This is a genomic window from Sporichthya polymorpha DSM 43042, assembly GCF_000384115.1.
Lineage (GTDB): Bacteria > Actinomycetota > Actinomycetes > Sporichthyales > Sporichthyaceae > Sporichthya > Sporichthya polymorpha.
In genome coordinates, this window is the sequence record NZ_KB913029.1 from 4,906,637 (window position 1) to 4,930,381 (window position 23,745).

Annotated in this window: 18 protein-coding genes; 2 read left to right on the plus strand and 16 right to left on the minus strand. The window is 72.4% G+C overall.

What is annotated here, in order from left to right; all coding sequences use genetic code 11:
* Positions 1-108: 108 nt before the first annotated feature.
* From SPOPO_RS0123700 to SPOPO_RS33980, 5 genes are all read right to left on the minus strand, one after another.
* Positions 109-3,606, minus strand: coding sequence for an ABC transporter ATP-binding protein (locus tag SPOPO_RS0123700; RefSeq protein ID WP_019877640.1), 3,498 nt, complete (start codon positions 3,604-3,606; stop codon positions 109-111).
* A gap of 41 nt (positions 3,607-3,647) precedes the next feature.
* Complete coding sequence (dnaE, locus tag SPOPO_RS0123705) at positions 3,648-7,169, minus strand: DNA polymerase III subunit alpha (protein ID WP_019877641.1); 3,522 nt, start codon at positions 7,167-7,169, stop codon at positions 3,648-3,650.
* 92 nt (positions 7,170-7,261) lie between these two features.
* Entirely contained in the window at positions 7,262-8,203 is a 942-nt protein-coding gene (locus SPOPO_RS0123710; protein WP_019877642.1) for an RluA family pseudouridine synthase, read from the minus strand.
* Positions 8,204-8,247: 44 nt separating this feature from the next.
* On the minus strand, positions 8,248-8,868 hold the full coding sequence (locus SPOPO_RS31365) for a signal peptidase II (protein ID WP_019877643.1): 621 nt from the start codon (positions 8,866-8,868) through the stop codon (positions 8,248-8,250).
* A 155-nt stretch (positions 8,869-9,023) separates the two neighbouring features.
* Positions 9,024-9,761, minus strand: a complete 738-nt coding sequence (locus SPOPO_RS33980) for a TraR/DksA family transcriptional regulator (protein ID WP_211210952.1) — start codon at positions 9,759-9,761, stop codon at positions 9,024-9,026.
* Here SPOPO_RS33980 and SPOPO_RS35355 point away from each other — a divergent pair.
* The gene (locus SPOPO_RS35355) at positions 9,742-10,188 is read left to right on the plus strand and encodes a hypothetical protein (RefSeq protein ID WP_211210953.1); all 447 of its coding nucleotides are present in this window, start codon (positions 9,742-9,744) and stop codon (positions 10,186-10,188) included. The two genes, SPOPO_RS33980 and SPOPO_RS35355, sit on opposite strands and share 20 nt — an antisense overlap.
* Positions 10,189-10,283: 95 nt before the next feature.
* Here SPOPO_RS35355 and SPOPO_RS0123730 read toward each other — a convergent pair whose 3' ends face one another.
* A complete protein-coding gene (locus tag SPOPO_RS0123730) occupies positions 10,284-10,553 on the minus strand; it encodes a DUF167 family protein (protein WP_033387266.1) in 270 nt (89 codons plus the stop codon).
* A 356-nt stretch (positions 10,554-10,909) separates the two neighbouring features.
* Here SPOPO_RS0123730 and ileS point away from each other — a divergent pair, with 356 nt between their 5' ends.
* On the plus strand, positions 10,910-14,056 hold the full coding sequence (gene ileS / locus SPOPO_RS0123735; RefSeq protein ID WP_019877647.1) for an isoleucine--tRNA ligase: 3,147 nt from the start codon (positions 10,910-10,912) through the stop codon (positions 14,054-14,056).
* A 178-nt stretch (positions 14,057-14,234) separates the two neighbouring features.
* Here ileS and SPOPO_RS31380 read toward each other — a convergent pair whose 3' ends face one another.
* The 10 genes from SPOPO_RS31380 to ftsW all read right to left on the minus strand — a co-directional run bounded on the left by SPOPO_RS31380 (position 14,235) and on the right by ftsW (position 23,719).
* Positions 14,235-14,966, minus strand: coding sequence for a DivIVA domain-containing protein (locus SPOPO_RS31380; RefSeq protein WP_019877649.1), 732 nt, complete (start codon positions 14,964-14,966; stop codon positions 14,235-14,237).
* 48 nt (positions 14,967-15,014) lie between these two features.
* Positions 15,015-15,299, minus strand: coding sequence for a YggT family protein (locus tag SPOPO_RS0123750; protein ID WP_028985060.1), 285 nt, complete (start codon positions 15,297-15,299; stop codon positions 15,015-15,017).
* Positions 15,300-15,364: 65 nt separating this feature from the next.
* Positions 15,365-15,874: a cell division protein SepF gene (locus SPOPO_RS35980; RefSeq protein ID WP_019877652.1), complete on the minus strand. Its 510-nt coding sequence runs from the start codon at positions 15,872-15,874 to the stop codon at positions 15,365-15,367.
* Positions 15,875-15,940: 66 nt separating this feature from the next.
* The gene (locus tag SPOPO_RS0123760; protein WP_019877653.1) at positions 15,941-16,660 is read right to left on the minus strand and encodes a YggS family pyridoxal phosphate-dependent enzyme; all 720 of its coding nucleotides are present in this window, start codon (positions 16,658-16,660) and stop codon (positions 15,941-15,943) included.
* The gene (gene pgeF, locus SPOPO_RS0123765) at positions 16,660-17,418 is read right to left on the minus strand and encodes a peptidoglycan editing factor PgeF (protein WP_019877654.1); all 759 of its coding nucleotides are present in this window, start codon (positions 17,416-17,418) and stop codon (positions 16,660-16,662) included. The genes SPOPO_RS0123760 and pgeF overlap by 1 nt, the downstream gene beginning before the upstream one ends.
* 197 nt (positions 17,419-17,615) lie before the next feature.
* Positions 17,616-18,782: a cell division protein FtsZ gene (gene ftsZ, locus SPOPO_RS0123770; RefSeq protein ID WP_019877655.1), complete on the minus strand. Its 1,167-nt coding sequence runs from the start codon at positions 18,780-18,782 to the stop codon at positions 17,616-17,618.
* A gap of 240 nt (positions 18,783-19,022) precedes the next feature.
* A complete protein-coding gene (locus SPOPO_RS31385; protein WP_019877656.1) occupies positions 19,023-19,829 on the minus strand; it encodes a cell division protein FtsQ/DivIB in 807 nt (268 codons plus the stop codon).
* A complete protein-coding gene (murC, locus tag SPOPO_RS0123780; protein ID WP_019877657.1) occupies positions 19,826-21,238 on the minus strand; it encodes a UDP-N-acetylmuramate--L-alanine ligase in 1,413 nt (470 codons plus the stop codon). Before murC ends, SPOPO_RS31385 begins: the two co-directional genes overlap by 4 nt.
* A complete protein-coding gene (gene murG, locus SPOPO_RS0123785; RefSeq protein WP_019877659.1) occupies positions 21,235-22,449 on the minus strand; it encodes an undecaprenyldiphospho-muramoylpentapeptide beta-N-acetylglucosaminyltransferase in 1,215 nt (404 codons plus the stop codon). Before murG ends, murC begins: the two co-directional genes overlap by 4 nt.
* A 10-nt stretch (positions 22,450-22,459) precedes the next feature.
* Positions 22,460-23,719: a putative lipid II flippase FtsW gene (gene ftsW, locus SPOPO_RS0123790; protein ID WP_019877660.1), complete on the minus strand. Its 1,260-nt coding sequence runs from the start codon at positions 23,717-23,719 to the stop codon at positions 22,460-22,462.
* Between the last annotated feature and the right edge of the window lie 26 nt (positions 23,720-23,745).

Consider the following 23,745-nt stretch of genomic DNA (forward strand, 5'->3'; position numbering starts at 1 on the left):
CGCGGTCGCCAGGGTCCTCGCCTGCACTCGAGATGTCATCTCCACTGCAGCCGTAACGTCAGCGAGAACGAGCGCTATTGCGCGCGATCCCGCTGACGTAACGGGGGATCAGCCGGCGAGGTGGGCCCAGTCGGGGGCGAGGGTGTCCCAGGTCCCGACGGCGACGACGCTGCCGGCGTGGAGGACGACGACGAGGTCGGCCTGGGCCAGCGCGGCGGCCTTGGAGGTCGCGGCGACGACGGTGGAGCCGCGCATCCGCAGGGCCCGCCAGAGCTCGAGTTCGGTACGGGCGTCGAGGGCGCTGGAGACGTCGTCGGCGACGACGAGCTCAGCGTTGGCGGCCAGCGCCCGGGCGAAGGCGACGCGCTGGGCCTGGCCGCCGGAGAGGCGGACGCCGCGGTGCCCCACGAGCGCCTGCAGTCCCCCGGCCGCGGAGACGTCGAGCGCGAGGCGCGAGTCCTCGACCGCGGACTCGACGCTGTGGCCGGCGTGGTCGAGTCGGACGTTGTCGGCGAACGTCCCCGACAGCACGCGCGGGACCTGCGCCACGTACGACACCTGACTAGGCCTCAGAAACAGTTCAGGGTCGGAGACCTCCACCCCGTTCCACCGCACCCCGCCCTGGTAGTGCGCCAGCCCCGCGAGCGCTGCGAGCAGGCTGGACTTCCCTGAGCCCACCGACCCCACGACCAGGACGAGCTGGCCCCGCGAGACGGTCAGGTTCACGTGCGCCACCCCGACCGTCCCGTCCGGGTGGACGACGGTCAGGTCGTCGAGGTCGAGCCGGGACAACGGCACCCGCGGCGGCGCGTCCGGGGCCGGCGCCCGGCCGTGCACGAGATCGACCCCGTCCGGCTGCGTCATCAGGTTGGCGCCGGCGGCGAGGCGGCTCGTCGCGTCCTTCCACGCCCGGACCCCCGGCGCCTCGGTCACCACCGCAGCCGTCACCCGCCCGAAGAAGTCGAAGCCCTCCAGCGCGGTCGTCACCAGCAGCGCGGTCGCGAGGCCCCAGCCGCCGGTCAGGTAGATCAGCCAGCACAGGACCATCCCGCACTGCACGAGCAGCGGCGGCACGGAGTCGAGCACCGCCCGCACCCGGTGCTCGCGGATCGCCGCGCCGACGCGGGGCGAGTCGACGCCGAGCAGGTGGCGGTGCAGCTGCGGCGTCGCGGCCGCGAGCTTCACGGTCCGCGCGGCGTCCAGCGTCGACACCAGCGACCGCCCGAACTGCGCCCGGGTCTCCGACGCCCGCGCGGCCGACCGGCCCGCGATCGGCGCACCCACCAGCGCCGTGAGCGCGGTCAGGACCGTCACCGCCAGCAGCAACCCACCCGCGAGCAGGCTCTGCGCGAGCAGGACCGTCAGCAGGACGACGAGGACGCCGTTGACGAAGTCCACCCAACGGTCGGCGTACTGCACGAAGCGGTCGGCGTCCATCGCCCGCGCGACGACCTCGCCCGGTGGCGTGGGCGGCAACCGCCGCGGCAACGTCTGCCCGCGCAGCACGGCGAGCCGCACCCGCAGGTGCACGGCCCACCACCAGCGCATGTACAGCGGCATCGCGGCGAACACGAGGACCGGGCCCGCGATCAGGCTGCCCGCGAACGCGAGCGTCGTCGCCCCGACCTCGCCGCCCGCGACGAGGCTCGCGACGACCTTCCCCCACACCAGACCGGTGACGACGCCGTAGGGCCCGACGACGGACGACAGCAGGAACAGCACCGCCCCCGCGATTCCCCACCGCGGGTGGATGCGCAGCGCGCTGACGATCGACCGGGCGAGACCCGGCCCGGTCCCGGGGTCCCATTCCGGCGGGGCCTCCGCCGTCCGGCGCGGGCCCGGGATCGTCGCCCGCGAGGCCCGGGCCGCGGGCAGCCGCTGCGTCGGCACCGCGAACCGGGGCGCCGGGCCGCGGACCGTGGCCTCGCCGTCGTCGCCCGCAGCGCGCAGCAGGTCGCGGTACGGCCCCGGGGTACGGGCGAGCTCGACGCGCGGGCCGTGCGCGACGACGCGACCGCCGTCGAGCACCGCGACGGCCTCCGCGCGCGTGGTCGTCGACATCCGGTGGGCGATGAGGATGCCCGTCCGCCCGGCCAGCAGTCGCGCGGTCGCGGCGACGACCCGGGCCTCGGTGTGCCGGTCCATGCGCGCGGTGGCCTCGTCGAGCACGACGACGCGGACGTCCCGGACCAGCAGCCGCGCGAACGCGACCAGCTGCTCCTCGCCCGCGGACAGCGTCGTGCCGTCCGGCCCGAGCTGGGTGTCCAGGCCCTCGGGCAGCCCGGCCACCCAGGCGGTGAGGCCGAGCTCCTCGACCGCGCGCTCGATGACCGGGCGCGGGACATCGGCGAACAGCGCGATGTTCTCGGCCAGCGTCCCGACCAGGATCTCCGTGCGCTGCCCGACGACGCCCACGGTCCGCCGCAGGTCGTCGAGGTTCAGGTCCCGCACGTCGACGCCGCCGAGGAACACCGACCCCGGCGGCGGGTCGATGGCGCGCGACAGCAGCGCCGCGAGCGTCGACTTGCCCGACCCGGTCCGGCCGACGAGCGCGAGCGTCTGGCCCGCCGGGATCGCCAGGCTGACGTCGGAGAGCGCGAACGTGCCCTGCGGGTACGCGAAGTGCAACCGCTCGATCCGGACGTCCAGCGGCCCGGCCGGCACCGGCGCCCCGCCGGTGGGCTCGCTGTCGGCCTCCAGCAGGGTCCGGATCCGCCGCAGCGCACCCAGGCCCGCTTGCAGGTCCGGCAGGTAGCGGCAGATCACGTCGACCTGCCCGACGAACGAGATGCTGACCAGGTACAGCGTGACGAGCGCGGCGGTCGAGAGCCGGCCTGCTGCGACGAGCAGGATGCCGCTGACCGCGATGCCCGCGAGCACGACGTGCAGCACGATCCCGGCCCGCCGGCCCAGACGCGAGGCCGCGCGCACCGTCGTGCGGACCCGCCGGTGCACGACCGCGGACGCCTCGGCGCAACGCCGCAGCACGAAGGCCTGGCCCCGACTCGCGCGCAGGTCGTCCCGCGCCGCGACGGCCTCCTCCAGCACCGCCGCGTGGTCGGTCCAGGCGATCTCCTCCGCGACCTTGGCGCGCGTGACGGCCTCGGTCAGCGGCCGGACCACCGCGGCCGCGAGCAGGCCGACCACCGGGAACAGGAACCACGCCGGCCACCACGTCAGACCGGCGACCACCCACATCGGGATCGCCGCGAGCAGCGTCCGGCCCGCCTCCCAGCCGACCTCGCGCAGGAGCTCACCGAGCTGGTGCGTGTCGTCGTCGACGCGGTCGAGGACCTCCCCGACCGCCTGTTCCGAGAGCGCCGGCAGGGGTTGGTGCAGCGCCGCGGCGAGCAGGTCCGCGCGCAGCCGCCCCTCCGCGCGGTCGACGATCGTCGACCACACCGCGCGCCCGATCATGTCCAGCACGCCCGCCCCGATCAGGCAGACGGCCAGCAGCACGATCAGGGTCCCCGAGGGCCGTTCGGCCAGGCGGCCGGCCGTCCAGGCGCCGACGGCGAAGCCGACCGAGGCGAGCAGGGCGCCGGCGAGACACCACCAGGTCGCCGGGCCGCGAAGTCTTCTCGCGGTCACGGTCCGGCTGGTCACTGAGCGACGCTACCTCGGCACCCTGAGTGAACTCACCGGGGTCAACCCAGGCACGACGGGCCGAGCAAGGCCTTGAGGTCGCCGAAGAGCGCCGGGGACGGGGCGACGAACGGGCCCCGCTCCAGCCGCATGACGATCGTCCGCGCCCGGGAGTCGAGTTGCAGGTGCACCTCGCTCTGGCCCGGGTGGTCCGCCAGGACCGACTTCAGCCGCTCGACCAGCGGCGGCGTGCAGCGCATCGCCGGCAGCCGGACCACGACCGGCCCGCTCGAGGACTTCGTCGTGTCGAGGATCTGCAGGTCCGAGGCCATCAACGAGATCTCGTCCTCGTTGCGGCGCAGGCGGCCCTTGACCGCGACGACGGTGTCCGTCGCGAGCACCGTGCCGAACTGCTGGTACGAGCCCGGGAAGAACATGCACTCGATGGCGCCGCCGAGGTCCTCGACCGTGGCGATCGCCCAGGTGTCGCCCTTCTTCGTGACCTTGCGCGCCAGGCCCGTGATCAGTCCCGCGATCGTGACGATCGACCCGTCGGCGCGGTCCTCGCTCGAGGTCAGCGTGGTGATCGCGCAGTCGGCCGCGGCGGCGAGGACGTTCTCGATGCCGAGCAGCGGGTGGTCGGAGACGTAGAGGCCGAGCATCTCGCGCTCGTAGGCGAGCAGCGCGGGTTTGTCCCACTCCCCGGTCGGGATCTCGATGTCGAACGAGGTGTCGGTGGCGTCGCCGTCGTCGTCGAACGCGCCGAACAGCGAGTCCTGCCCGATGGCCTCGTTGCGCTTGATGTCGATGATGGCGTCGATCGCACGCTCGTGCGCGTGGATCAGGCCGCGCCGGGTGTGCCCGAGCGAGTCGAACGCGCCACCCTTGATCAGCGACTCCACGGTCTTCTTGTTGCAGACGTGGGCCGGCACCTTGCGCAGGAAGTCGGCGAAGTCGGCGAACGCGCCCTGCTCGGTCCGCGCCTCGACGATCCCGGTCACGACGTTGGCGCCCACGTTGCGGATCGCGGTCAGGCCGAAGCGGATGTCCTCACCGCGCGGGGTGAAGTTCGCGTCCGAGGCGTTGACGTCCGGCGGCAGCACCTTGATGCCCATGCGCCGGCACTCGTTGAGGTACAGGGCCGACTTGTCCTTGTCGTCCTTGACCGAGGTCAGCAGCGCCGCCATGTACTCCTGCGGGTAGTTCGCCTTGAGGTAGGCGGTCCAGTAGGAGACCAGGCCGTAGCCGGCGGTGTGGGCCTTGTTGAACGCGTAGTCCGAGAACGGGACGAGGATGTCCCACAGGGTCTTGATCGCCGCCTCGGAGTACCCGTTCTGCTTCATCCCGTCCGAGAACGGGATGTACTCCTTGTCGAGGATCTCCTTCTTCTTCTTGCCCATCGCGCGCCGCAGCAGGTCGGCGGCGCCGAGCGAGTAGCCCGCGAGCTTCTGGGCGATCGCCATGACCTGCTCCTGGTAGACGATCAACCCGTAGGTGTCGCCCAGGATGTCGGCCAGCGGTTCCTCGAGCTCGGGGTGGATCGGCACCACCGGCTTGCGGCCGTTCTTGCGGTCCGCGTAGTCGTTGTGCGCGTTCGCGCCCATCGGACCGGGCCGGTAGAGCGCGAGGACGGCGGAGATGTCCTCGAAGTTGTCGGGAACCATCGAGCGCAGCAGCGCACGCATCGGCCCACCGTCGAGCTGGAAGACGCCGAGGGTGTCGCCCCGGGCCAGCAGCTCGTACGCCTTACGGTCCGTCAGTTCCAGGTCCTCGAGGACGAGTTTCTCGCCCCGGTTGGACTCGATGTTGATCAGGCAGTCGTCGAGGACCGTGAGGTTCCGCAACCCCAGGAAGTCCATCTTCAGCAGTCCGAGGGACTCGCAGGCCCCCATGTCGAACTGCGTGATGATCGCGCCGTCCTGCTCGCGACGCTGGATCGGGATGACGTCGAGCAACGGCTCGCTCGAGAGGATCACCCCGGCGGCGTGCACGCCCCACTGTCGCTTCAGGCCCTCGAGGCCCTTGGCGGTGTCGACGACCTTCTTCACGTCCGGGTCGGACTCGTACAGCGCGCGGAACTCGCCGGCCTCGGCGTAGCGCTTGTGGTCGGGGTCGAAGATCCCGGACAGCGGGATGTCCTTGCCCATGACCGCCGGCGGCATCGCCTTGGTGATGCGGTCGCCCATCGCGAACGGGTAGCCGAGGACGCGGGAGGCGTCCTTGATCGCCGCCTTCGCCTTGATGGTGCCGTAGGTGATGATCTGCGCGACCCGCTCCTCGCCGTACTTCTCGGTGGCGTAGCGGATCATGTCGGCGCGACGACGTTCGTCGAAGTCCATGTCGATGTCGGGCATCGACACACGCTCGGGATTGAGGAACCGCTCGAAGATCAGGCCGTGCGCGAGCGGGTCGAGCTCGGTGATGCCCAGCGCGTAGGCGATCAGCGCACCGGCCGCCGACCCACGGCCCGGGCCGACGCGGATGCCGTTGTCCTTCGCGTACTGGACGAGGTCCGCGGTGACGAGGAAGTACCCCGGGAACCCCATCTGAATGATCATGTCGACCTCGTAGGCCGCCTGATCGATGTGCGTCTGCGGGACGTTCCCACCGAAGCGCTGGGCGAGGCCGCGCTCGACCTCCTTGCGCAGCCAGGTCTCCTCGGTCTCCCCCTCGGGCACCGGGAACCGCGGCATGAGGTTGCGCGAGGAGAACGACATCGAGCAGCGCTCGGCGATGAGCAGCGTGTTGTCGCAGGCCTCACGCAGGCCGTAGCGGCCCTGCCAGAGCTCGCGCATCTCCGCCGGGCTCTTGAGGTAGAAGTCCGTCGCGTCGAACTTGAACCGGTTCGGGTCCGCGAGCGTCTTGCCGGACTGCACGCACAGCAGCACCTCGTGCGCGGACGCGTCCTCGGCCGCGGCGTAGTGCAGGTCGTTGGTCGCGACCAGCGGCAGGTTGAGGTCCTTGGCCAGGCGCATCAGCCCGTCGTGCGCGCGCTTCTCGATGCCGATGCCGTGGTCCATCAGCTCGCAGAAGAAGTTCTCCTTGCCGAAGATGTCCTGGAACTCTCCGGCCGACGCGCGCGCCTTCTCGTAGTCGCCGATGCGCAACCAGGTCTGGATCTCGCCCGACGGGCAGCCCGTCGTCGCGATCAGGCCCTTGCCGTAGCGGTGCAGCAGTTCGCGGTCCGCGCGCGGCTTGTAGAAGAATCCTTCCAAGCTCGCCAGCGACGAGATGCGGAACAGGTTGTGCATCGAGTCGTTGTCGGTCGCCAGCAGCGTCATGTGCGTGTACGAGCCGGACCCGGACACGTCGTCCTCGCCGCCGTCGGCCCACCGGACGCGGGTGCGGTCGGACCGGTGCGTGCCCGGCGCCAGGTACGCCTCCATGCCGACGATCGGCTTGACACCCGCCGCGTTCGCCTTGTTCACGAAGTCGTAGGCGCCGAACACGTTGCCGTGGTCGGTCATCGCGAGGGCGGGCATGCCCATCTCGTTGCAGCCGCGGAAGAGATCGTCCAGGCGCGCCGCGCCGTCGAGCATCGAGTACTCGGTGTGGACGTGCAGGTGGACGAACGAGTCGTTCATGCCTGCCGAACTCACCGAACTACCTCCCCTTGCGCGCTGCTCGCAGCCTAGGCCGCGCCACCGACGAAACGCTCGGCAGTCTCAGTGTGTGGTCAGCCTTCCGAGACAACCCGCAAGGCGCGCGCGAGATCGGCTGGATAGTCGCTCGAGAACGCGACCCACTCGCCGGTGTCGGGGTGTTCGAACCCCAGCGACACCGCGTGCAACCACTGTCGCTCCAGACCCAGCCGCTCGGCGAGCGTCGGGTCGGCGCCGTAGGTCAGGTCGCCCGCGCACGGGTGGCGCAGCGCGGACATGTGCACGCGGATCTGATGGGTCCGGCCCGTCTCGAGCTTGATGGTCAGCAGGCTGGCGGCGCGGAACGCCTCGAGCGTGTCGTAGTGCGTGACGCTCGCCTTGCCGCCGGCGTCCTCGGCGATCACCGCCCACTTCCAGTCGTGCACCGGATGGCGCCCGATCGGCGCGTCCACGGTGCCCCGCGTCGGGTCGAAGTGACCCTGCACCAGCGCGTGGTAGATCTTCTCGACCGTCCGCTCCTTGAACGCGCGCTTGAGCAGCGTGTACGCCCGCTCCGACTTCGCCACGACCATCAGGCCGCTGGTGCCGACGTCGAGTCGGTGGACGATGCCGGCGCGCTCCGCGGCGCCGGACGTCGAGATCCGGAAGCCCGCGGCGGCCAGGCCTCCGATGACGGTCGGGCCGGTCCAGCCCGGGCTCGGGTGCGCCGCCACGCCGACGGGCTTGTCGACGACGACCAGGTGCTCGTCGTCGTGGACGACCTTCATGCCGGGCACCGGCTCGGCGACGATCTCCACCCCGGCCGGTTCGACGGCGGGGAGCTCGACCTCCAGCCACGCGCCCGCCACCAGGCGGTCGCTCTTCCCCGCGGTCGCGCCGTCCATCCGGACGCACCCCGCGGCCGCGAGCTCGGCCACCCGCGTCCGGGACAGCCCGAACAGCCGCGCGAGCCCCGCGTCGACCCGCTCCCCGGCCAGGCCGTCGGGCACCGGCAGCGCGCGCAGGTCGGAACTCACGGGGCTCAGTGTGGTCTACCGCCCGGCCCGGTCCGCGGACCGGTTCAGTACCGGCGGCAGCGCCGGCCGTCGAGCGGGACGTTGCGGCAGGCGAGCGCGACCATCAGGCCGCCGGCGACGCAGATCGAGAAATCCGCGACGTTGAAGATCGGCCAGCCCGGGATCTCGACGAAGTCGACGACGTGCCCGGACAGGAACCCCGGTGACCGCGCGATTCGGTCGGTGAGGTTGCCGAGCGCGCCGCCGAGGAGGAGCCCGAGCGTGAGCGCCCACGGCGTGCTGCCGAGCCGCCGGGAGCTGGTCAGGACGGCCGCGACGACGCAGCCGGTGATGACCGTGAACAGCACGGTGAGGTCGACCCCGACCCCGAACGCGGCGCCCGGGTTGCGGATCAGCCGCAGGGAGACGCCGGTGCCGCCGATCGGCACCGGGTCGTCCTCGGTCAGGAACGCGACGATCGCGATCTTCGTGACGAGGTCGAACAGGTACACGAGCGCCGCGACCCCGCCGAAGAGCGCGAGGCGGCTCCGACGGATCGCCGCGGGCGGGATGTAGACCGGAGCCGCGTGCCGGGCCCGGGCCGGCGGCGCCGCCGGTTCGGTGACTCTCGGTGACGGCGCCAGGAGGTCCCGGACCGGGCCGGGATCAAGCGCCGTCTCGGACATCGCAGCAGAGTCTCACGCGGAGCACCTGGCCCGAAATGTCCGAATCCTCACGTTTCGGTAAGGCGACGCTCAGCCGTCCGGAGCGCGGAGCCCCGCCGTTCATCCGCCGTTCATGATCACGAAGAGCAACCGCTAGACGGGGGCGCGCGCCGCGGTCAGTACCGGCGCTCGGCCCGCTGTTTGCAGGCGACGCAGAGCGTCGCCCGCGGGAACGCCTGGAGACGCGCCTTCCCGATGGGGTCGCCGCAGGACTCGCACTGGCCGTAGGTGCCGTCGTCGAGGCGCGCGAGGGCCCGCTCGTCCTGCTGGAGCATGTCGAGGGCGTTGTTGACCAGCGACATCTCCTGCTCGCGCTCGAGCGTCTTGGTGCCGGCATCCGCCTGGTCTTCCCCGGAGCCGTCGCCGTAGTCCCGCAGCAGCGCCTCCCGGTCCGCGTGGGCGACGGCGATCTCGGCCCGGAGCCGGTCGACGTCCTTCCCGAGCTCGGTCCGGACCTCCTTGAGCTCCTCCGTCGTCCAGGCCGACTCCCCCTCCCGGACCGCGAGCTTGCCGGTCGGCTGCTTCTTCGCGGCGGGGGTCTTCGCGGGAACCTTCGCGGGAGCCTTCGCGGGGGCCGGAGCGGTCTGCGCCTCCTGCACCGGGGCGGGATTCGTCGCGGCGGGAGCGGCGACCTGCCGGGCGATCGCCGCGGCCTTGCGCGCGGGAGCCGTCGCCCGCCGGGCCAGGGTCGCCGCGCGAGCGAGCGTGCCGGTCTTCTGCTCCGGCGCCTTCTTCGCCGGAGCCGCCTTCTTCGCCGGAGCCGCCTTCTTCACCACGGTCTTCTTGGCGGGCGCGGCCTTTTTCACCGGGGCCGGCTTTTTCACCGGGGCCTTCTTGGCCGTCGCCTTCTTCACCGCCGGCGCCGCCTTTTTCGCGGGCGCCGCCTTTTTCGCGGGCGCCGATTTCTTGGCCGCGGTCTTCTTCGCGATCGGAGTCGCCGTTTTCGCGGGGGCCTTCTTCGCGGCGGTCTTCTTCGCGGCGGTCTTCGTCGCGGGCGCAGCCTTCGTGGCGGCCGTCTTCTTGGCGGGCGCAGCCTTCGTGGCGGCCGTCTTCTTCACCGGCGCCGCCTTCGTCGCCGCGGCCTTCTTCGCCGGCGCTGCCTTCTTCACTGGGGCGGCCTTCACCGGGGCGGACTGTTTCGCGGGCGCAGCTTTCCTCGCGGCCGGGGTCTTCGTCGCCGGCGCGGCTCGCTTCGCCGAGGCCGCCTTCGTTGCCGGCCCTCCGCTCCTCACCATTGCGGACCCTTCTCGTCCGTCACCAGGCCGTGAACACGATCCGTAGCCAGGCGATCACCGACCGTTGGCTGACGGTTCGTCACGGTGCGGGCCCACCGTACCGACCGGACACGCCGGAAGTTCGAACCCCCGCCCCGAAGATCAGGGCGCGTCGCGGAGGCGCTCCAGGGCGGCCGTCAGGGTCTGTTCGTCGCCCTCGACGGCGACGACCTTGTCGCGGCTCGTCGTGCCGCTGACCAGGCGAATCTCGCGCCGCGGGACCCCGAGCGCCCGGGCGAGGGCTCTCAGCGCGGCCTCCGTCGCGCGGCCGTCGACGGCCCGCTCGCTGACCTTCACGACCAGCGACTCCCCGTGCGTGCCCCCGACGCCGGCCCGGGAGGACCCCGGCCGGACGCGGATCGCCACCCGCAGCTCGGTCACGCCGGAAGTCTGCCGCGTCCCCCGGTCGTGTCCGCCGGTAGGCTGAGCGGTCTGCACGAGGCGTCGATGGGGACAGCGCCGCCCGTACGCAGCCGATGAGCGATCCGGGGACGGTGCGAGCCCGGACGGTGTGCGCGGGCGTGAGATCACCCCGGAGTTGCCGGAAGAAACGGCGTTCTGCGTCCGCAGCGCGCCGCGTAGACCCGGTGGTGCAGGCCCACGAGAGGGTCGCGCTCGTCTCCTTCGGGAGGCAGCCGCGGCCAAGGAGGGTGGTACCGCGGGGTCCCCGGCGTCCGGGGCGCTCGTCCCTCCGGCGTCGCATCGTCAACGTCCGGAGGAAGTTCCCGGTGAGCCAGTACCGCGCCGTGCCGCCCCAGGTGGACCTGCCCGCGCTCGAACGCGAGGTCCTCGCGTTCTGGGCCGACGCCAAGGTCTTCGAGCGCACCATCGACGCCACGGCCGAGGGCCCTCTGTGGGTCTTCTACGAGGGCCCGCCGACCGCCAACGGCATGCCGGGCACCCACCACGTCGAGGCGCGCGTCTTCAAGGACGTCTTCCCGCGCTTCAAGACGATGAAGGGCTACCACGTCCCCCGCAAGGCGGGCTGGGACTGCCACGGCCTCCCGGTCGAGCTCGCGGTCGAGAAGGAACTCGGGTTCTCGGGCAAGGGCGACATCGAGGCCTACGGCGTCGCGGAGTTCAACGCGCGCTGCCGCGAGTCCGTGCACCGCCACGTCGACGCCTTCGCGCAGATGACCGAGCGCATGGGCTACTGGGTCGACCTGTCCTCGGCGTACTGGACGATGGACCGCGCCTACATCGAGAGCGTCTGGTGGAGCCTGGCGAAGATCTTCGACGACGGCCGCCTGGTCCAGGACCACCGCGTCGCGCCGTACTGTCCGCGCTGCGGCACGGGCCTGTCCGACCACGAACTGGCGCAGGGCTACGAGACCGTCGTCGACCCGTCGGTCTACGTGCGCTTCCCGTTGACCTCCGGCCCGCACGCCGGCGCCGCGGACCTCCTGGTCTGGACGACCACTCCGTGGACGCTGGTGTCCAACACCGCGGTCGCGGCCCGCGCCGACGTCACCTACGTGCTGGCCCGGCCGGCGGACGGCTCGACGCCCGTCGTCGTCGCGGAGCCGCTGGTCACCGATGCCCTCGGCGAGGGCGCCGAGGTACTCGCGTCGTTCCCCGGCGCCGAGATGGAGCGCTGGCACTACACGCGCCCCTTCGAGCTGATCGCGTTCCCGGACGGCGCCGACACCCACTACGTCGTGCTCGACGACTACGTCACCACCGAGGACGGCACCGGCCTGGTCCACCAGGCGCCGGCGTTCGGCGCCGACGACCTCCGGGTCTGCAAGGCCTACGGGCTGCCGGTGGTCAACCCGATCACCTCCGACGGGCACTTCTCGGCGGACGTCCCGCTCGTCGGCGGCCAGTTCTTCAAGAAGGCCGACGAGGACCTGGTGACGGACCTGCAGAGCCGCGGTGTGCTGTTTCAGCACGTCGCGTACGAGCACGCGTACCCGCACTGCTGGCGCTGCCACACGGCGCTCATCTACTACGCGCAGCCGTCCTGGTACATCCGCACCACCGAGGTGAAGGACGAACTGCTCCGCGAGAACGAGCGGACGAACTGGTACCCCGACACCATCAAGCACGGCCGCTACGGCGACTGGCTGAACAACAACATCGACTGGGCCCTGTCCCGCAACCGCTACTGGGGCACGCCGCTGCCGATCTGGCGCTGCGAGGAGGGCCACCTGCGCGCCGTCGCCTCGATGGCGCAGCTCGGCGAGCTCGCCGGGCGCGACCTGTCCGACGTCGACCCGCACCGGCCGTACATCGACGAGGTGACCTTCGCCTGCGAGACCTGCGGGCAGGAGGCCCGCCGCGTCCCCGAGGTGATCGACGCCTGGTACGACTCGGGCTCGATGCCGTTCGCGCAGTGGGGCTACCCGCACACCGGGCGCGAGGAGTTCGAGAAGGCCTACCCGGCGCAGTTCATCTGCGAGGCGATCGACCAGACCCGCGGCTGGTTCTACACGCTGATGGCGGTCGGAACGCTGGTCTTCGACCGGTCCTCGTACGAGAACGTGCTCTGCCTCGGGCACATCCTCGCCGAGGACGGCCGGAAGATGTCCAAGCACCTCGGCAACATCCTCGAGCCGATGCCGCTGATGGACCAGCACGGCGCGGACGCCCTGCGCTGGTTCATGGCCTGCTCGGGCTCGCCGTGGTCGGCCCGGCGCGTGGGCCACAACGTCCTGCAGGAGATCGTCCGCAAGTCGCTGCTGACGTACTGGAACACCGTCGCCTTCCAGTCGCTCTACGCCCGCACGGCGGGCTTCGAGCCGGGCGTCACGCCCGCTCCCCCGGTCGCCGAGCGGCCGGCGCTGGACCGGTGGGCGATCTCCGAGGCCCACCGCCTCGCCCAGGCGGTCGACGCCGCGCTGGAGGACTTCGACACCCAGAAGGCCGGGCGGCTGCTCGCGGCCTACGTCGACGACCTCTCGAACTGGTACGTGCGGCGCAACCGCCGCCGGTTCTGGGCGGGCGACCCGGCCGCGCTCGCGACCCTGCACGAGTGCCTGTACGTCGTGACGCTGCTGATGGCCCCGATCACCCCGTTCATCACCGAGCGGGTCTGGCAGGACCTGTTCCGCGTCACCGGCCCCGAGCTGCCGGACTCGGTGCACCTCGCGACGTGGCCGGTGGTCGACGACGCGCTGATCGACGACGACCTCGCGGCCCAGGTGGCCCTCGCGCGACGCCTGGTCGAGCTCGGGCGCGCGGCGCGGGCCGACAGCGGGGTGAAGACCCGTCAGCCGCTCTCGCGGGCCCTGGTGGGCGCGCACGGCTGGTCGACGCTCTCCGACGACCTGCGCACCCAGATCGCCGAGGAGTTGAACGTCACCCGGTTGGAGTCGCTCGCGGACGCCGGCGGCGACCTCGTCGACTACTCGGCGAAGGCCAACTTCCGCGCGCTCGGCAAGCGGTTCGGCAAGGGCACCCAACCGGTCGCGGCCGCGATCGCCGCGGCGGACCCGGTGGCGCTGGCCGCGGACCTGCGGGCGGGCCGCCCGGCGACGATCGTCGTCGAGGGGCAGGAGATCACCGTCGACGCGGACGAGGTCGTCATCACCGAGACGCCCCGCGAGGGCTGGTCGGTGGCCCGCGAGGGCGAGACCGTCGCGCTCGACCTGACGATCACGCCGGAGCTCCGCCGGGCCGGCCTGGCCCGCGAGGCCGTCCGCGTCATCCAGGAGGCCCGCAAGACCTCCGGCCTGGAGGTCGCCGACCGGATCGCCCTGGAGTGGCACGCGACCGGCGAGGAGGCTGTCGCGGCCCTGCGCGAGCACGCGGACCTGGTCGCCGGCGAGGTCCTCGCGACCTCCGTCGCCGAGCTGACCGAGGCCCCGTCCGGCGACGGGGTCACCAGCACCGACGCCGAGCTCGGCCTGACCTTCCGGATCGCCAAGGCCTGACCCCGCGGGATGACGTCCCGCACGGGGTGCCTGTCAGCCCTCGTGCCGGCTGACACCCCGGGCGCCCGGGACGTCATCCCGCGGGTGATGCCGGAGCGGACGAGCGCAGACGCGAAGGAGCCCGGCCCTGGTGGGCCGGGCTCCTTCGACGTCGACTAGCGAGGTCGTACGGGGGTGATCAGCCCTCGTCCTCGTCGATCAGGAAACCGCGCATCGGCTGACGCGGCGTGGTCGCCGCGGGCCGGGCGGCCGCCGATCGGGGGCCGTTCGAGAGGTTCTCGCCCTCGGCGCTGTTCTCCAGCTGCCGGAGCTGCCCCTCGAGGAAGCTCTTGAGGCGGCTGCGGTACTCGCGCTCGAACTGACGGAGCTGGTCGAGCTGGGTCTCCAGCGCAGTGCGCTGCGTCTCCAGGACGCCGATGATCGAACGGTGCTTGTCCTGGGCGTCACGCTCCAGGGCGTCGGCCTTGGAGCGCGCCTCGCGCTCGATGGCCTCCGCGCGCTGCCGCGCGTCACCGACGATCTTGTTCGCCTCCGTCCGGGCCTCCGCGATGGCCTGGTCAGCGGTCTGCTGAGCCAGGGCCAGCACGCGCGCCGCGCTGTCCGAGGAGCTGGCCTCGGCGGCCGGCGCCGGCGGGGGCGGCGGAGCGGGAGCGGGCTTCGGGGGCTCGGGCGCGGGCTCCGGCGCCTTGACGACGGGCTGGGGCGCGGTCGTGGAAGCGGCCGGTGCCGCCGACGCGGCCCGGGTGGCGGCGGCGAGCTTGGCTCGTAGCTCGTCGTTCTCCCGGATCAAGCGTCGAAGCTCGGTCTCGACCTCGTCGAGGAAGGCGTCAACCTCATCCTCGTCGTAGCCCTCGCGCAGACGGACGGTCGTGAACTGCTTGTTCCGCACGTCCTCGGGGGTCAGCGGCATCCTGTCACCTCAGAGTGATCGTCGACGTTCGGGATAGACCGTACCGCGTCACGCTTGCTGCACGAGTGACAGCCCGATGGTGACGATGACAAATAACACAAGGAAGGATAGGTCAAGTGACACCCCTCCCAAACGTAACGGCGGAATGAACCGCCTCAAGAACTTCAGCGGCGGATCGGTCACGGAGTAAATCACCTCGAGCACCACCACCACTGCGCCCTTCGGTTCGTACGACCTGGCGAAGAGGAAGACGTACTCCATCACCAGGCGTGCGACCAGAAGGATGAGAAAAGCAAACAGGACGAAGTACACGACCTGCGCCACTGGACTCACCGCAGGTCACCGCCCCTTCGAAGATTCTTACGCAGAGTAACGAGGGCGACCTTATCGGACGCCACTCAGCTCTGGTTGAAGAAGCCACCGGAAGCGATGCGGGCCTTGTCCTCGGCACTCACATCGACGTTCGCGGGAGAGAGCAGAAACACTTTCTGCGTCACCCGTTCGATGGCCCCGTGGCACCCGAACACGAGTCCCGCGGCGAAGTCCACGAGGCGCTTCGCGTCCGTGTCGTCCATCTCCGTGAGATTCATGATGACCGGAACGCCCTGACGAAACTCCTCGCCGATCTGGCGGGCCTCGTTGTACGTCCGCGGGTGCAGCGTGATGATGCGGTACGGGTCCGCGACGACCGGCGACGGTGCCGGAGTCGGCGCGGCGGCAGGGGCCGGGATCCGGCGCTGCGGAACCCGCACATCCGTGCGCGCGACCGGCTCCATCGGCTGTCGCGTGGCCGGCTGCGGGCGCTCGTAGCGGCGCTCCTCCTCGACGTGGTCGTCGTAGTACTCGTCGCGCTCGTCGTCCTCGACCAGCCCGAGATAGACGCCCATCTTGCGCATCGCGCCGGCCATTGAAGCCTGCCTTCCGGAGTGCGTCTGCACAGCCACTAGAGAAGCAATTCCCCTTGTTCAATGAGGTTAGGGGCGCAGGGCCCGGTTACCGAGCAACCCGGAGCCGACACGCACATGTGTCGCGCCAGCACCTACCGCCACTTCCAGATCTCCACTCATCCCGGCGGAGATCCAGCGGGCCTCGGGGTGGGCCGCACGCAGGTCCGCGGCGACGGCCGCGAGGCGCTCGAAGGCCGGTCCGGGCGGGGCCCCGAGGGGCGCCACCGCCATCACCCCGCGCAGCCGCAGGCCCGGGGCGGCGGCCACCGCGTCGGCCAGGGAGCGGACGTCAGCCGGGGCGGCGCCGCCCCGGCTGCTCGACGACCCGTCGCGAGCGGGCGGCGCGAGGTCGACCTGGATCAGGGCGTCCAGCTCACGGCCGCCCTCGGTCGCGCCGGCCGACAGGGCGCGCACCAGCCGCGGACGGTCGACCGAATGCACCACATCGGCGTAGCGGGCCACCGAACGGGCCTTGTTCGTCTGCACCTGGCCGACGAAGTGCCAGGTCAGGTCGCTCACCCCGGCATCCGACACCGTTGCGGCCTTCTCGGCGGCTTCGGCGTCCCGGTTCTCCCCCACGTCCCGGACCCCGAGCGCGGCCAGGTGCTCCACGTCGGAGGCGGGCCAGGTCTTGGTGACCGCGATCAACGTCACGTCCGCCGGGTCCCGGCCGGCGGCCGCGCACGCCGCCGCGATCCGCTCCCGGACCGCGGCGAGGTTGGCCGCGAGCTCCTCCCGACGCTCCATCAGGTGCGGCTCGCCGGGTCCGGTTCCCGCCAGATCAGCCCGGCGAAGCGGCCGGTCACGCCGTCCCGGCGGTAGGAGAAGAAGTCGGGGTCGTCGTGGGTGCAGCCGCCGGTGAGGCCGACGTCGCGGACGCCGAGAGCGGCGAACTGCTCGGCCAGCCCCGGCCGCAGGTCGAGCGACGGCGTACCCGCCCGTGTCCGGCCGGTGCCCGCGACCGCACCCGGCGCCGCCGCCGCCACCTCGCGCTGCATCGACTCCGGGACCTCGTAGCAGCAGCCGTTGATCGACGGTCCGAGTTGGACGCGGACGCGTCCGGGCTCGGCGCCGAGGTCCTGCATGACCCGGAGGGCCTGGGCCACGACCCCCGACTCGACACCCTTACGGCCGGCGTGCGCCGCGGCGACCACCCCGGCGTACGGATCGGCCATCAGGACCGGCACGCAGTCGGCGACCAGCACGACCAGCGCGAGCCCGGGGGCCGAGGTCACCAGCGCGTCGGCGACCGGCGGTACGGCCACCGGCCCGTCCACGACCGCGACGTCGTTGCCGTGCACCTGGTCCATGAAGACGAGCTGCTCCGGGGACAGGCCCACCGCCGCCGCGACCAGGACACGGTTCGCTGCGACGGTGCGGGCGTCGTCCCCGACGTGCGTCGCGAGGTTGAGCTCGGCGTAGGGCGGGATCGACTGCCCGCCGGCCCGCGTCGTGAACACCCCGCGCACCCCGGGCGGCCACGACGGCATCAGCAACGGGATCACGTGTCCAGTGTCCTCTCCTGCCTCTCCGGCGTCGCCCGGCCGTCCCCACCGCCCCACCCACCACGAAAGCGCAGATCCGTACGCGGAACGGGGGGTTTCGGCGTACGGTTCTGCGCTTTCGGGGGGACCCGGGGGGGTCGGGGGGGTCGGGGGGGTCGGGGGGGTCGGGGGGGGAGGGGGGCGGAGCCCCCCGACTGTTACTTCATGAAGTCCGGGACGTCGAGGTCGTCGAGCGAGTCGCCGGCCGGGCGCGCGACCGGGGCCGGCACCGGGGCGCCGCCCTGGCGCGGGACCTCGCCGAGGGTGCCGATCCGCTCGGGCTCGGCCTCGGTGCTCTCCTCGGCCGTCGGCGCGGGAACCGCGCCCTCGGCGGGTGCGGTCTCCGGACGCTTGGCAGGCTCGCGGTAGTGCTGGGGTTCGCCACCGTCGAAGCCGGCCGCGATGACGGTCACGCGAGCCTCGTCGCCGAGCGCGTCGTCGATGACCGCACCGAAGATGATGTTCGCCTCGGGGTGCGCGGCCTCCGCGACCAGCTGGGCGGCGTGGTTGATCTCGAACAGGCCGAGGTCGCTGCCGCCGGAGATCGAGAGCAGGACCCCGCGCGCGCCGTCGATCGAGGCCTCCAGCAGCGGCGAGGAGATCGCCGCCTCGGCCGCCGCGATCGCGCGGTCCTCACCGCGCGCCGAGCCGATGCCCATGAGTGCCGAGCCGGCGCCGCTCATGACCGACTTCACGTCCGCGAAGTCGAGGTTGATCAGACCCGGCGTGGTGATCAGGTCGGTGATGCCCTGAACGCCGGAGAGCAGGACCTGGTCGGCCGACTTGAACGCGTCGAGCACCGAGACCTGCCGGTCGCTGATCGAGAGCAGCCGGTCGTTGGGGATGACGATGAGGGTGTCGACCTCCTCGCGCAGCCGCGAGATGCCGTCCTCGGCCTGCGTGCTGCGGCGGCGGCCCTCGAAGTTGAACGGGCGCGTGACGACACCGATGGTCAGCGCACCGAGCGAGCGCGCGATGTTCGCGACGACCGGGGCGCCACCGGTACCGGTGCCGCCACCCTCGCCGGCGGTGACGAAGACCATGTCGGCGCCGCGGAGCACCTCCTCGATCTCGTCGCGGTGGTCCTCGGCGGCCTTGCGGCCGACCTCGGGGTTGGCGCCGGCGCCCAGGCCCCGGGTGAGCTCGCGACCGACGTCGAGCTTGACGTCGGCGTCGCTCATCAACAGGGCCTGCGCGTCGGTGTTGATCGCGATGAACTCGACGCCCTTGAGGCCGACCTCGATCATGCGGTTGATGGCGTTGACGCCACCGCCCCCGATGCCGACCACCTTGATCACTGCGAGGTAGTTCTGCGGAGCTGCCACGGCCGGTGCCTCTCGCGTCGGAAATTTCTGATCGTGCGCTGGGTGGTGCGTGTCGCAGGCCCTCCCTCAACTCTCCACCTCAACTAGAGGTTTAGAGTTATGTCAACCTGCGATGGACATGAAGGTAGGGCGGAGGCACATCCGCACCTAGGACATCCGTGGCGTGTCGCGCCGCGGAAACCTGACGCCCCGTCAGAGTTCGGATCGGTCGTCGCCCGGACGGCCGCGGACGGGGGCGGGTCAGCGCTTAACGGTGGGCGCCTCGGGGACGCTGACGTCGTAGCGCTTCGCGCCGCGGGTGGACTTCTCCCGCCACAGGACGTCGAGCACGCGGGCCTTGAACTCGGCCTGCTCGGGGGCGCCCCAGACGATCTCCCGGCCCCCGTCGAGGGAGACGGTGAGGTCCGCCGTCGTGTCGGCCTGCACGGCCTCGACCTTCTCCCGGATCGCCTCCGGCAGGGCGGCGACGACGGCCTGGATGGACCTCAGGTCCTCGGGCGTCAGGGCCGGGTTGGAGCTTCTCACCAGCAGGAAGCGGCGGGCCGCGTCCCCCGCCGGCGCGTACGCCACGCCCTCGGCGTCGACGAGTCGCCGGCCCTCGGGGGTGTCGAGCACCGCCACCGGCGTGCGTTCGGTCACCGTGATCTTCACGGTGTTCGGGAACTTGCGCGCGACGTCGACGTCCGCGACCGGCGCGAGCGTCCGAACCCGGGCCGCGATCGCGGCCGTGTCGAGCCGGGCGAGCGGCTCCCCCGCCGGCACCTGCGCGACGCGTTCGACCCGCTCGGCGGTGAGCCGCTGGACCCCGGCGACCTGCACGGACCGGACCGCGAACACGTCCGAGAAGAGCACGACCCAGCCGGCGGCGAGCACCACGGCCGCGACCAGCAGGCCGATGCCGGTGCGGATCCACCGCGTGCGGCGCCGCTGCCGGGCCCGCTCGGCGAAGCGGGCGGCCTCGGCCGCCGCGGCCGCCGGTGTGGACGGCCGCGGAATCGTGCGTCCTCCGGCGGGACGCGAGACCGGCGGGCGGGAGGAGAGGGTCACGCGGGCCCCAGCAACTCCAGGACCTCGGGCCCGATCATCGTGACGTCACCGGCCCCGAGCGTGAGCACCAGGTCCCCGACGCCGGCGCGCTCCGCGAGCCGGGCGGCGACCTGCGTCCAGGAGGACTCGAACACGACGTCGCCGGCGGGCAGCGGCACCGCGGCGGCGACGGCCGCGCCGCTGACGCCCGGGATCGGGTCCTCCCCCGCCGCGTAGACGTCCATCACCACCACCGAGTCGGCGAGGCCGAGGGCCGAACCGAACTCCTTGGTGAACGCCGCGGTCCGCGAGTAGCGGTGCGGTTGGAAGGCGACGACGAGCCGGCCGCCGAGCGCGACCTCGCGGGCGGCTTTGAGGACAGCCTCGAGCTCGGTCGGGTGGTGGGCGTAGTCGTCGTAGACGCGGACGCCGGCGCGCGTGCCCTTGAGCTCGAAGCGCCGCCGGGTGCCGGTGAAACCGCTCAGGCCCTCGCGCAGGTCGGCGGCCGAGTAGCCCAGCCCGATGCCGACGGAGAGCGCGGCCGCGGCGTTGAGCGCGTTGTGCGCGCCCGGCACCTGGAGCTCGATCGCCCCGAGGCGGCGGCCCTTGGCGACGGACTCGAACGCGTACCCGCCGCCGGAGGTCACCGTCAGGCCCTCGAGGCGCACGTCCGCGTCCTCGGCCAGGCCGTACGTGCGGACGTCGACGCCGTTCGCCGCGGCGGCGAGCCCGAGCGCGCGGGAGCCGGGGTCGTCGGCGCAGACGACGAGGAAGCCGTCCGGGGCGATGCGCCCGCTGAACTTCACGAACGCGTCCTCGACGGCCTCGGCGGTGCCGTAGTGGTCGAGGTGGTCGGCCTCGACGTTGGTGACGATCGCCGCGTCCGGCCGGTAGAGCAGGAACGAGCCGTCGGACTCGTCGGCCTCGGCGACGAAGACGTCACCGCTGCCGTCGTGGGCGTTCGCGCCGGACTCGTTGAGGCTGCCGCCGATCGCGAACGACGGGTCCGCGCCGCAGTGCTGCAGCGCGACGGTGAGCATCGAGGTCGTCGTGGTCTTGCCGTGCGTGCCGGCGACGGCGACCGCGCGGCGGCCCGACATCACCGACGCCAGCGCCGCGGCGCGCGGCAGCACGAGCTTGCCCGCCTCGCGCGCCGCGCGCAGCTCGGGGTTGGACTCGCGGATCGCGGTCGAGACCACGACGGTGTCGGCCGCACCGAGCTGCTCGGCCTCGTGGCCGACGTGGACCGTGGCGCCGAGGGCCCGCAGGGCCGCGAGCGCGGTCGAGTCCTTCGCGTCGCTGCCGGAGACGGAGACGCCACGGGCGAGCAGGATCCGGGCGATGCCGGACATGCCGGCGCCGCCGATGCCGACGAAGTGGACCTTGCCGAGCTCCTCGGCGGCCGGGATCCGGTCCGGGATGTCGATCACTTCTCCCCCACACTCCGGTCATCGGCTCCGCGGTCATCGGCTCCGCGGTCATCGGCTCCGCGGTGTTCGGCGCCGGCCGCCCGGGAGGCGACGGCCTCCAGCACGAGGTCGACGAGGGCCTCGTCGGCGTCGCGGCGACCGTGCGCGGCGGCGGCCGCGCCCATGGCCGTCATGCGCGCCGGGTCACCCATCAGCGGCACGACGTTCTCGGAGATCCAGGCGGCGCTCACGGTGGAATCCTCCACCACGATGCCGCCGCCGGCCTCGACGACGGGCAGCGCGTTCAGGCGTTGTTCACCGTTGCCGATCGGCAGCGGCACGTAGACGGCCGGCAGGCCCACCGCCGCGAGCTCCGCGCACGTCATGGCCCCGGCGCGGCACAGGGCCACGTCCGCGGCCGCGTAGGCGAGGTCCATCCGCTCGAGGTAGGGCACGACCACGTACGGCGCGCGGCCCGGCTCGGCCGGCACCGAGATCGACTCCGCGTGCTCGCGGCCGACCGAGTGCAGCACCTGGATCCCGGCGGCACGCAGCGCGGCGGCGGCACCGGTCGCGGCCTCGTTCAGCCGCCGCGCCCCGAGCGATCCCCCGAAGACCAGCAGCGTCGGGCGGTCCTCCTCGAGCCCGAAGTGCTTGCGGGCCTCGGCGCGGGCGGCGCCGCGGTCGAGTGTCGAGATCGTGCGGCGCAGCGGGATGCCGAGAAGGCGGGCGCCGCGCAGGTCGTCGGCGCGGGCGGTGACCGCGACGAACGGCGTGAGCCGCGCCCCGAGGCGGTTGGCGACGCCCGGCCGGGCGTTCGCCTCGTGGACGACGATCGGCAGCTTCCGCTTCCGGGCCGCGAGGTAGGCGGGCACGGAGACGTAGCCGCCGAAGCCGACCACCACGTCGGCGCCGACGTCGTCGAGCGCCCGGCCCGCCGCCCGCACCGCCCCGCGCAGGGTGGCCGGGAGCCGCATCAGGTCGAGGTTCGGGCGGCGCGGCAGCGGGACCCGCGGGACGTGCCGTAGCTCGTAGCCGCGGGCGGGCACGAGGGTGTTCTCCATGCCGGTCGGCGTGCCGAGCGCGGTGACGGTGATGTCCGGGTTCCGGCGGCGCAGCGCGTCGGCCAGGTTCATCGCCGGTTCGATGTGCCCGGCCGTGCCGCCGCCGGCGACGACGACCGAGAGACCGGCAGCACCAGCGGGAACGCCGGCGGAGTCCTTGGGCGGCAATCCGATCCCCTCAGGTGCGGGGCGAGCGCCCGAAACCCAGCCACGCCATGGCCCGGCGCAGCGGGCCCGGACCGCGCGCGGCGAGCGCGGCCTGGGCCCCGGGTTCCTGTCTCGCGAACGACAGCAGCATGCCCAGCGCCGCCATCACGGGGAGCAGGGCGGAGCCACCGTACGACACCAACGGCAGCGGGATCCCGGTGATCGGGAGGACTCCCAGGACCGCGCCCATGTTCACCAGCGCCTGCACCGCGATCCACGCCGTGATGGCGGAGGCGGCGAGCGTGACGAACATGTCGCGGCTGCGGGCGGCGATCCGGAAACCGGCGACCACGAGGGCGGCGAACAGCGCCAGCACGGCGAGGGCGCCGATCAGCCCGAGCTCCTCACCGATGATCGCGTAGATGAAGTCGGTGTGGGCCTCCGGCAGGTAGCCCCACTTCTCCCGGCTCGCCCCGAGACCGACGCCGGTGAGTCCGCCCGAGGCGAGCGCGAAGATGCTCTGCGCGCCCTGCCACCCGCTGTCGTGGTAGGTCGCGAACGGGTCCAGGAACGACGTGACCCGGCGCATCCGGTAGGGCTCGGTCCAGATCAGCAGCAGCACGAGCGCGCCCGCGACACCGCCGAAGAACCCGAAGAAGCGCATCGGCGTCCCGGCGAAGAACAGCAGTGCGAGCAGGATCGCGAGCAGGACCACGGTCGTGCCGAGGTCGCCACCGAGCATGACGAGGAAGATGACCGCGGCCGCCATCGGCACCAGCGGGATCATCAGGTGACTCCACCGGTCCAGCAGCCGCTGCTTGCGGGCCAGGACGGTGGCACCGAACAGGACGAGGGCGAGCTTCGCCGCCTCGGACGGCTGCAGCTGGAACGGCCCGCCGACGTGGATCCAGTTCCGGTTGCCGTTCACCTCGTGGCCGACGCCGGGGACGAGGACCGCCGCCAGCCCGGCGAGCGAGACCGCCATCGCCGGGAAGGCGAGGCGACGGAAGGCGGTGACCGACATCCGGGAGGTCACCCACATCAGCGGCAGGCCGACCGTCACCCAGATCGCCTGCTTCTGCACGACCGAGAACACCGAGCCCGACGTCCGGTACGACTCCACGCTCGACGCCGAGAGCACCATCACCAGGCCGAGCCCGACCAGCAGCAGGGTCGAGGTGAGCACGAGGTAGTAGGAGGTGAGCGGGCGGTCCAGCGCCTTCAGCCGAGCGGCCACGCCGGCCCCGGACAGACCACGGGAGGAACCGGCCTGATCGACCGTGACGGCCATCGCCCCTCCCCCGAAGCTCGTGCTGC

Excerpts from the sequence above, each read along its gene's own strand:
- dnaE (WP_019877641.1), bottom strand. The coding sequence starts at position 7,169 with ATGAACGACTCGTTCGTCCACCTGCACGTCCACACCGAGTACTCGATG.
- SPOPO_RS31365 (WP_019877643.1), bottom strand. The coding sequence starts at position 8,868 with ATGTCCGAGACGGCGCTTGATCCCGGCCCGGTCCGGGACCTCCTGGCG.
- SPOPO_RS31380 (WP_019877649.1), bottom strand. The coding sequence starts at position 14,966 with ATGCCGCTGACCCCCGAGGACGTGCGGAACAAGCAGTTCACGACCGTC.
- SPOPO_RS35980 (WP_019877652.1), bottom strand. The coding sequence starts at position 15,874 with ATGGCCGGCGCGATGCGCAAGATGGGCGTCTATCTCGGGCTGGTCGAG.
- SPOPO_RS0123760 (WP_019877653.1), bottom strand. The coding sequence starts at position 16,660 with ATGGAGCGTCGGGAGGAGCTCGCGGCCAACCTCGCCGCGGTCCGGGAG.
- ftsW (WP_019877660.1), bottom strand. The coding sequence starts at position 23,719 with ATGGCCGTCACGGTCGATCAGGCCGGTTCCTCCCGTGGTCTGTCCGGG.